Genomic DNA, 8515 nt, shown 5'->3' with positions numbered 1-8515 from the left:
ATGGCGGTATGGCGACGCAGACCCAATGAACCTGTGATCATACACTCAGACCAAGGCTCACAATACAGTAGCGGAGACTGGCAGAAATTCTGTCAAAAGCATAATTTAGTTCCGAGTATGAGTCGTCGTGGAAACTGTTGGGACAATGCTGTTGCTGAATCCTTTTTTAGTAGTTTAAAGAAGGAAAGAATTAAAAAGAGGATCTATAAAACACGAGAAATGGCCCGTGCGGATGTGTTTGATTATATCGAGATGTTTTACAATCGAATCAGGCGTCATTCGCATCTCGATGGGATGAGCCCAGAAGCATTTGAGACAGCTTCAAAATGAGGCGGTCTCATGTCTAGGATACTGGGAGCAGTCCACATGATGGTGGGTCGCACAGGTTGCGGGTTATGTGGAATTGAAAGCCTGAAGCAATTCTATTTAGATCTTCCGAGTATTTCTACAAGTTTAAAGCCTTCTTGGTTAAATCAAATTCCAAGTGCGATGGCACAACTCAAAGTGAGACAAACAATCAGTGAACTTACAGGTGGTGCTCATGCAGCAGCTTGGGTTGTTAATGGACAAATTGTTGCTTTATTTGAAGATGTCGGTCGGCATAATGCATTGGATAAATTACTCGGTTATTTGGCTGAGCAAAAGTTAGATGTCGGAGATGGATTTGTTGTGATGACCAGTCGTGCCAGTTATGAACTGATTCGCAAATGTGCCCAATACAACATAGCTTTGCTGGCAACGATTTCTGCTCCAACCAGTATGGCGATTGAGATGGCAAAAAAATTAAATTTAACTCTAGCCAGTTTTTGTCGTGGGGATAAGTTTGTTCTATATAGCCAATAATTATCAATATCTAGACTTTTTAAAGGCAATCAATAATTTATGCCTCAGCTTTTGCTAACTCTGTTTCGATATAGCTAATAATCATCGTACTTAAACCTTTAACCATTTCATCAAAGCTAATTTGAGGGTTAGGTAAGATGAGATGACGAGCGACGTTAAAGATACTGCTGTTGATACTGATATAGGCTGTAACGCTCAAATTATTAACTTTTAGATATCGAGGATGGCGCATCATATATTTCATGAGCACCTCCATCAACGCCATTTCAATTTGTCCAATATAGCGTTCATATTTAAGTTCTGTGGCATAGCGTAGACATATAAGATAACGATCATTATCGCGTGTGAGCAAATCTCGGAACGTATAAAAGATCATCTGAAACAATGGTTCAAGCTCCATTTCCACGATGATAGGAGTAAGTTCTTTCACCATATCTAATACTTCTTTTACAAAAGATTTGGCCATCGCATCATAAATTTCTTCTTTATTCTTAAAGTATTCATAAAGTGAACCTACACTCACTCCAGCAATATCAGCAATATGGCGGGTCGTTGTTCCACTGGTTCCATTGGCAGCAACAGCGATAAAACCTGCTTCGATGATAGTATCAACAGTAACTTTTGAGCGATTTTGACGAGGTTTACGAGTAGCCATTTCAGTGAAAAATAAAATCCGAACATATTGTCAGATTAGCATGCCCTGATATCTCATGAAAGTTCTATTAAATTAATCCGAACAAAAATAATTACTAATTTTTAAATTATGCTTTTGAATTTGTAATAAATACCAGTTTAGATAAGATAAATAAAATTATTTCATTATTTTTTCTTAATTATGTTTTATTTAAATTAATGATAATTATTGTTTTTTATTTTAATTGCTGTGAATTTTTATGATTGAGATTGCTTGTTGGGTCGTATCAATATTAGAAAAATATAGGATAAAAATCTTCATTTTTACCCGAATTGAATCCGAACATAAGATCGGTTTACATTGGTTCTAGTAGGGAACTAGGTTCAATAAAATCTTCCGAATCTTTTTTCGTAACTTAAAAAAGAATGAGTGTGGCGAAAAGAGATGAACCTAATCCAAAGAATATTAAAGGGCAAATGATGCTCAAGTGAAGTAGGTAGGTGTAGCCATGATTAGCAGCACGTTGAACAAAGGTTTGAGTTTATTTAAATCCAACCCAATAACTGAGCAAATCGATTTTGCGAGTAAAAAAAGCATACCCATTCGACACTTGGCAATCGGATTTGAAGGTAAACAGATTGATTTATCATTCTATATGAATAATCAGTTTGCAACGATTTTCTTTGCAACACTTTCAGTTTTCTTGATTTATGGTGAAGACTTAGTGATTGAAACAGCACGTCACCATCGTGATTTGCTCAAAGATCCTATTTTAAAACAACGTGTAACCTCTTTGATTGGTCAAGAAGCGATTCATTCTAAATTACACAATGAATTTAATGACGCAATTGTTGAACTTGATTATCCAGTGCGCTTGTATCGTTTTCTTGGTGAAAAGTTTTTTGATCATATTTTCTTGAAATTCCCACAACCATTAAAACTTTCTCTAATGGCCGGAATCGAGCATTTCACGGCCGTGTTAGCTGAATACATGATGGCGCATGAGCAGAACTTCTATTTTTCTGATGATGCAAAGACACGAGCCTTGTGGATGTGGCACATGCTTGAAGAGTCTGAACATAAGGATGTTGCTTATGATGTTTATCAAACATTGAATGGTAATTATGCGTTACGTGTTACAGGATTCTTCCTTGCATATTTCACGATTCTTGGGCTGATTCCATTCTCTGCAACATTAGTTCCAGTTTTGCGTAAACCGCAAGAAATGTTAACGGCGAAGTTTTGGAAAGATGCTCGACGTGGTGTGAAATTAATCTTTAGCCCTAAAGATGGTGTGTTCGGTAGTACTCAGGCTCGAATCTTTGATTATTTGCGCAGAGATTTCCATCCTAACGATCATGATGCGTCAGAATATTTTAAATACTATGAGAAAAAATTGTTATCAGAAGGCGGTGCTTTACATCCTTTCTTTGTGAAGGAGTTTACACCTAAAGTTCAGGCAGCTTGATTGATTTAAAGCGATGCAGTGCACGAGTGAATTATCGTTTTCGAGTGGCAAAAATGATCAATTCGTTATGAGCAATTTGGTTCTTGTTGGTCATATTTTGCTAGTGCACTATGCATCGAATATCTTGATAAAGACCAGTATTAGATTTTATCGAGATAATGTTTGGCACAAATATTCTTAGAAATTTTTTAAGAGCTGAGATGTTTCAAATTGCAGAAATAATCTTAAAGACAATTTGATCATTTCATTGGATGTGCCGCTATTAATTTTTATATTACTCTCTCTGTGGGGGACAAGCGATGGTCGCTCAAGTTATTCGAAATGTATTTTCAGACAAACTTAGTACTAAATATCAAGGCATTGTCCAAAATTTAGCGAACAAGGCTCCAATTCCTATTCGTCATTTTGATTTCAAATTTAATCCAGCTGAGTTGGATCAGAAGTTCTTCTTAAATAAAGAGTTGGCGACTTCTTATTTTCATGCTTTATCGATTTTCTTAACCTTTGGTGAGGATGTGGTCATTGAGACAGCTCGTCACCATCGTGAATTTATTAATGATCCGATTTTGAAACAAAGATTGACTTCATTAATTGGTCAAGAAGCAATTCACTCAAAAATTCATAATCAATTCAATGATGAAGTTCTCAAAGAGAATGGTTATCCAGTCGAATTACTTCGTGCGATTGCAGATAAAGTGTTTGAGTACGGAATTTATAAACTACCGCACTCTATGCAGCTATCTTTGATGGCAGGTATTGAGCATTACACCGCTGTACTCGCTGAATTTATGATGCAGCATGAAGAATATTTACTTGGTTCGCAAGATGAAAGACAACGTGCGATGTGGATGTGGCACATGCTCGAAGAATCAGAGCATAAAGATATTGCTTATGATGTGTTTCTAGAGTTATCGGGTGATTACTGGGTTCGTATCACTGGATTCTTACTTGCAAGTTTAACCATTTTAGGTGGTGTTTCTTTAGGTGGTTACTTGATGCCATTTATTCGTAAGCCAAGTAATTTGATCAATCCACGTTATATGAAAGATGTATTAGAAAGTACCGCATTATTATTTGGTAGTGAACGAGGGGTATTTGGTAGTAGCTTTATGCATATCTTGGAATATTTACGTCCAAGCTTCCATCCAAACGACCATGACACTACAAAATACATGGAATATTACAAAGAGCGTTTATTAAATCCAGAAACAGGTTTGTTATCACCTTATTTCTTAAAAGAATTTGTACCACCTGTTCGTGCAGCATCTGCATAACTTGGTCAAGCTGAAACAATATTTTGGAATACAAATATGAAATTATTTGGAAAGAAAGCCAAACCAAGCCAAAACGCATATGCAGTGGTAACTGGTGCTGGAAGTGGGATTGGTCGTAGTTTTGCACTTGAACTGGCAAAGCGTGGCGGGACTGTGGTTTGCTCCGATATTAACTTGGATGCAGCAAAAGAAACGGTTGCGTTAATCGAGCAATTGGGTTCAAAAGCTTTTGCAGTAAAGTGCGATGTTGGAAATGCTAAGCAAGTTGAAAAGCTTGCTGACCAAGCAGAACAACTTATGCAACATCCAACAACACTTGTGATCAACAATGCAGGTGTTGGGTTAGGTGGTAAGTTTGATGAAACCTCTCTGGAAGATTGGAAATGGGTTTCAGATATTAACTTATGGGGCGTGATTCATGGTTGTCACTATTTCGTACCAAAGTTTAAACAACTTGGTCGCGGTGCAATTATCAATGTTGCTTCAGCAGCGTCTTATACTGCGGCACCTGAAATGACAGCGTATAACGTGACTAAAGCTGGTGTACGTGCTTTGTCTGAAACGCTTTCAGCTGAATTGAGAAAACATAACATCAAAGTCAATGTGTTATGTCCAACATTGGTGCCGACCAATATCATCAAAAACGGAAAAGTACCGCACAAGGGTATCTTGGACTATGCACTGACAAACTTGGCCTTCACGACCAGTGACAAAGTTGCCAAGCTGACATTAGACCGTTTGGATAAAGATCAGCTTTATACCATCCCTCAGATTGACGCAAAACTATTCTGGTTAATGAAGCGTACTGCTCCGAATTTATATGCAAAATTCTTGGGTACATCATACCGATTAATGAAATAAAACCTGTTTAGGAAAAGATTTTAATTACTGAGATAAGCTTTTTTTAGGTTAATTAATGTTTATTTCAGTTAAATAAATGAAAGGATATTTTGAATGACAGCTCAAGCAAAAAAATTAAATTCTGCTGACAAAAAAGCCCTCCCTCAGCATATTTACGATACGTTTATCGTAGGCGCAGGGATTTCAGGTATTGCAACAGCAATCCGTCTTGATCAAGTTGGTTATAGCAACTACAAGATCATAGAAAAGGCAACACGCGTTGGTGGTACTTGGCGCGAAAACACTTATCCAGGCTGTGGTTGTGACGTACCGTCAGCTTTGTATTCATACTCATTTGCACCAAGTGCAAAGTGGAGTCACTTATTCGCTCGTCAACCTGAAATTTTGAACTACTTAGAAGAAGTAAGTGAGAATTTTGGCGTGAGTTCAAAAATTGAATTTGGTACAGAGTTACTCAGTGCAAAATGGGATAATGAGCGTAATTTATGGGTGATGGATACCAATAAAGGGCAATTCTTGTCACGCTCAGCGATTTTCGCAACAGGCCCAATTACAGAAGCTCAAATTCCAAAATTAGATGGTCTAGAGACCTTTACTGGCGAAATGTTCCATTCAGCAAGATGGAATCATGATTATGATTTGACTGGTAAACGTATTGCGGTCATTGGAACGGGCGCATCAGCAATTCAGTTTGTGCCACAAATTCAACCAAAAGCTAAAGAATTATATGTATTCCAGCGTACTGCGCCGTGGGTTGTTCCAAAACCTGATACGGATTTAGGCGATGTAAGTAAAAAATTAATCGAGAAATATCCATTAATTCAAAAAACTTGGCGCCAAGCAGTTGCTCAATCATTGAATGCAATTAACTTTGGTTTACGTAATCCTGCTGTGTTAAAGCCAGTCGGTGAGTTGGCTAAATTGATTTTACGTTTCCAAATTGAAGACGCAGAGTTACGTAAAAATGTAACGCCAAACTTCACCATTGGTTGTAAGCGTTTATTGTTCGCTAACAACTATTATCCAGCTTTACAGCAACCAAATACTAAACTCATCCCTCATGGTTTAGTCAAGGTTGAAGGTAATACAGTTGTTGCTGTAAATGGTGAGCGTCATGAAGTTGATGTGATCATTTGGGGTACAGGTTTTGAAGTCTCTCATCCACCGATTGGCAAGCGTGTTGCGAATGAAAAAGGTGAGATTTTAAATGACCTTTGGAAAAGCAGTTCTCCAGAAGCGTATTTAGGTACAAGCATTGAAAACGTACCAAATGCTTTCTTGGTTTTGGGTCCGAACGTTCTGGTATATGACTCTTTTATTGGTCTAGCAGAAGCTCAACTTGATTATATCGTTGATGGTTTATTGAAAATTAGAGATCAAGGTATTGCCAAGTTAAACATCAAACCTGAAGTGATTAAAAAGCACAATGAGTTAGTACAAAAGCATCTTAAAACAACTGTTTTCAATGCTGGTGGATGTAAGAGCTACTATTTAGATGCAAATGGTCGAAACTTTGCTGCTTGGCCTTGGTCGTTGAAAAAGTTAAAGCAACGTTTAAAACAGATGGATTTAAATGATTACCAAGTGACGTATCAAACTGAAAAGACCAACTAATTTCTTAGTCGAGTGATATTAGGGCAGTAAATTTTATCTTAGGATGGAGTTTGCTGCTTATTTTTTGCAAGATAGAAATAAATATGAAAGATGGACAATCAAGCCGAACGGCTGAGGCGGCTGCGGCTTTACGTGCGAATCATTTTCAAAATGCTCAAAATCCAGTTTTTTCTGACCCATTTGCATTTGAGCTAACCAGTAAAGGTTGGCAAAAATTATTGAAAACATCGCTTACTGTTAAAGTGATGAACTCAACTGTATTTAACCGAACTTTAGGTTTACTGACAGGGCAAGTTGTTGGTCGTTCGCGTTATGCAGAAGACTTATTGCAGCAAGCGATTCAGCAAGGAACTCAGCAATATGTCTTGGTGGGTGCAGGTTTAGATTCGTTCACGTTGAGACAAGCACAGCGCTATCCTAATCTAAAAATTTTTGAAGTTGATCATCCTGATACCCAAGCGGCAAAACAGTTGAAACTCAAAGAATTTGGTGACATTCCAGTTAATGTTGAGTTTGTATCAATTGATTTTGAAAAAGAGTCGATTGCAGATGCTTTGGCAAGAAGTTCATTTCAACAAGATGGAAAAGCATTTTTTTCTTGGTTGGGTACAACACACTATCTTGAACCACAGACCACACTACATACTTTATCGAGTATTGCTCAAATCGCTAGCGAGGGAAGTGAAGTGGTTTTAGATTATTCAATTGACTATCGTAAGTTGAATGGTGTTGAACGTTTCGGAAGTTTATTTGTTTCACAATTTACCCGTTTCTTAAAAGAACCATTAAAAGGTCAGTTTCGACCGAAAAATTTGCATCAAGCTGTAAATGAAATTGGCTATCAAGTTATAGAGGATTTATCAGGTGATGGTCTAAGTGAGCGCTATTTTTATCAGCGTCCTGATCATATTCGACATACGATAGCAACGCACATGTTGCATTTACTTTTAGCTAAATAGGCATATATATGACTTAGCTCCTAAGAGTTTCGGGGCTAAGTGTCTAAATAAAAAGATGCTTAATTAGGGTCTGTTGACATTTACTGTTCATAATTAAACCTATAAAGGTAGCCATAAAAATATACAGGCTAAGGCAACAGCACTTTGATAATTTCTTTTGAGCTTGTCATATCGAGTAGCTATCCCTCTAAATTGTTTTAATCTACAAAACATATTTTCAACTAAATGCCTGATTTTATATAAATACCAGTCCATATGATCATTGTTCGATTGGCTATTTATTTTCTTTGGTATATTCGCTTTTGTTCCTGTTTTTCTGATCTGCTCACGCAGTGGTTCTGAATCATAGCCTTTATCTGCGCATACCACTTCTGTCTCTTTTAAATCTAATGTTGCTATTAAATCAGGTGCAACTTTGATGTCATGTGTAGTGCCATCGGTAATCATGAAATCAATAGGATTGCCATGTGAATCAACAATCAAATGTATTTTTGAGGAGTTTCCTCCTACACTTTTAGAAATGGATTGATTCGCTATACCGGCAGAATGTTGATGAGCACGTACGTGAGAGCCATCAATAAAAATCCACTCCATATCGGGGCATGATGCTAATAATTTGAATAATCTAAGCAACTTACCGCTGCTTGACCAACGATTAAAACGTTTGAAAATAGAGTTTGATTGACCGAAATAGGAAGGAATATCTCGCCACGGACAGCCTGTTCTAATTCTATAGAGAATAGCTTCAATAAAATTACGTAAATTTGAGTTGTGATGAATAGATAAATTACGCAAAATAGTTTTCAACTTTTGCCAGTGTTGATCTGTCAGCATGGTACGAGGCATAGCGAATAGTAAAATT

General features: G+C 37.2%; 8 protein-coding genes and 1 pseudogene. 7 read left to right on the top strand and 2 right to left on the bottom strand.

The annotated features are described in order from the left end of the window. Both MKL32_RS06265 and fdhD read left to right on the top strand, forming a co-directional pair. The coding region (locus MKL32_RS06265) for an IS3 family transposase (protein ID WP_270900281.1) at positions 1–330 on the top strand (330 nt) is incomplete at its 5' end. Positions 331–366: 36 nt separating this feature from the next. Next, positions 367–843: pseudogene (gene fdhD / locus MKL32_RS06260) on the top strand (formate dehydrogenase accessory sulfurtransferase FdhD); the annotation flags it as partial. Positions 844–880: 37 nt separating this feature from the next. Here the strand turns inward: fdhD and MKL32_RS06255 are convergent. Next, positions 881–1498 carry a TetR/AcrR family transcriptional regulator gene (locus tag MKL32_RS06255; RefSeq protein ID WP_004953586.1) on the bottom strand — a complete coding sequence of 206 codons (618 nt, stop codon included), beginning with the start codon at positions 1496–1498 and terminating at the stop codon, positions 881–883. 487 nt (positions 1499–1985) lie between these two features. Between MKL32_RS06255 and MKL32_RS06250 the strand changes: the two genes are divergently transcribed. The 5 genes from MKL32_RS06250 (at position 1986) to MKL32_RS06230 (ending at position 7653) form a co-directional block, all read left to right on the top strand. Continuing rightward, positions 1986–2945: a metal-dependent hydrolase gene (locus MKL32_RS06250; RefSeq protein WP_126132230.1), complete on the top strand. Its 960-nt coding sequence runs from the start codon at positions 1986–1988 to the stop codon at positions 2943–2945. Positions 2946–3244: 299 nt separating this feature from the next. Further along, a complete protein-coding gene (locus MKL32_RS06245) occupies positions 3245–4219 on the top strand; it encodes a metal-dependent hydrolase (RefSeq protein WP_017395081.1) in 975 nt (324 codons plus the stop codon). 36 nt (positions 4220–4255) lie between these two features. Further along, positions 4256–5080 carry an SDR family NAD(P)-dependent oxidoreductase gene (locus tag MKL32_RS06240; RefSeq protein ID WP_004953592.1) on the top strand — a complete coding sequence of 275 codons (825 nt, stop codon included), beginning with the start codon at positions 4256–4258 and terminating at the stop codon, positions 5078–5080. Between the two features lie 93 nt (positions 5081–5173). After that, positions 5174–6694 (top strand): flavin-containing monooxygenase, encoded by a 1521-nt coding sequence (locus tag MKL32_RS06235; RefSeq protein WP_204379425.1) that lies wholly within the window; start codon positions 5174–5176, stop codon positions 6692–6694. 83 nt (positions 6695–6777) lie between these two features. Then, the gene (locus MKL32_RS06230; protein WP_126132227.1) at positions 6778–7653 is read left to right on the top strand and encodes a class I SAM-dependent methyltransferase; all 876 of its coding nucleotides are present in this window, start codon (positions 6778–6780) and stop codon (positions 7651–7653) included. Between the two features lie 99 nt (positions 7654–7752). Here MKL32_RS06230 and MKL32_RS06225 read toward each other — a convergent pair whose 3' ends face one another. Further along, positions 7753–8499, bottom strand: coding sequence for an IS5 family transposase (locus tag MKL32_RS06225; RefSeq protein ID WP_004912080.1), 747 nt, complete (start codon positions 8497–8499; stop codon positions 7753–7755). Between the last annotated feature and the right edge of the window lie 16 nt (positions 8500–8515).

Source organism: Acinetobacter sp. AOR34_HL, assembly GCF_027854795.1.
GTDB lineage: Bacteria > Pseudomonadota > Gammaproteobacteria > Pseudomonadales > Moraxellaceae > Acinetobacter > Acinetobacter junii.
The sequence above is the reverse complement of the archived record's forward strand: the minus strand, read 5'-3'. Positions and strand labels throughout refer to the sequence as shown.

What these genes read in the sequence shown, in the direction of transcription:
- MKL32_RS06230 (WP_126132227.1), top strand. Translation starts at nt 6,778, where the DNA reads ATGAAAGATGGACAATCAAGCCGAACGGCTGAGGCGGCTGCGGCTTTA.
- MKL32_RS06240 (WP_004953592.1), top strand. Translation starts at nt 4,256, where the DNA reads ATGAAATTATTTGGAAAGAAAGCCAAACCAAGCCAAAACGCATATGCA.
- MKL32_RS06245 (WP_017395081.1), top strand. Translation starts at nt 3,245, where the DNA reads ATGGTCGCTCAAGTTATTCGAAATGTATTTTCAGACAAACTTAGTACT.
- MKL32_RS06255 (WP_004953586.1), bottom strand. Translation starts at nt 1,498, where the DNA reads ATGGCTACTCGTAAACCTCGTCAAAATCGCTCAAAAGTTACTGTTGAT.
- MKL32_RS06250 (WP_126132230.1), top strand. Translation starts at nt 1,986, where the DNA reads ATGATTAGCAGCACGTTGAACAAAGGTTTGAGTTTATTTAAATCCAAC.
- MKL32_RS06235 (WP_204379425.1), top strand. Translation starts at nt 5,174, where the DNA reads ATGACAGCTCAAGCAAAAAAATTAAATTCTGCTGACAAAAAAGCCCTC.
- MKL32_RS06225 (WP_004912080.1), bottom strand. Translation starts at nt 8,499, where the DNA reads ATGCCTCGTACCATGCTGACAGATCAACACTGGCAAAAGTTGAAAACT.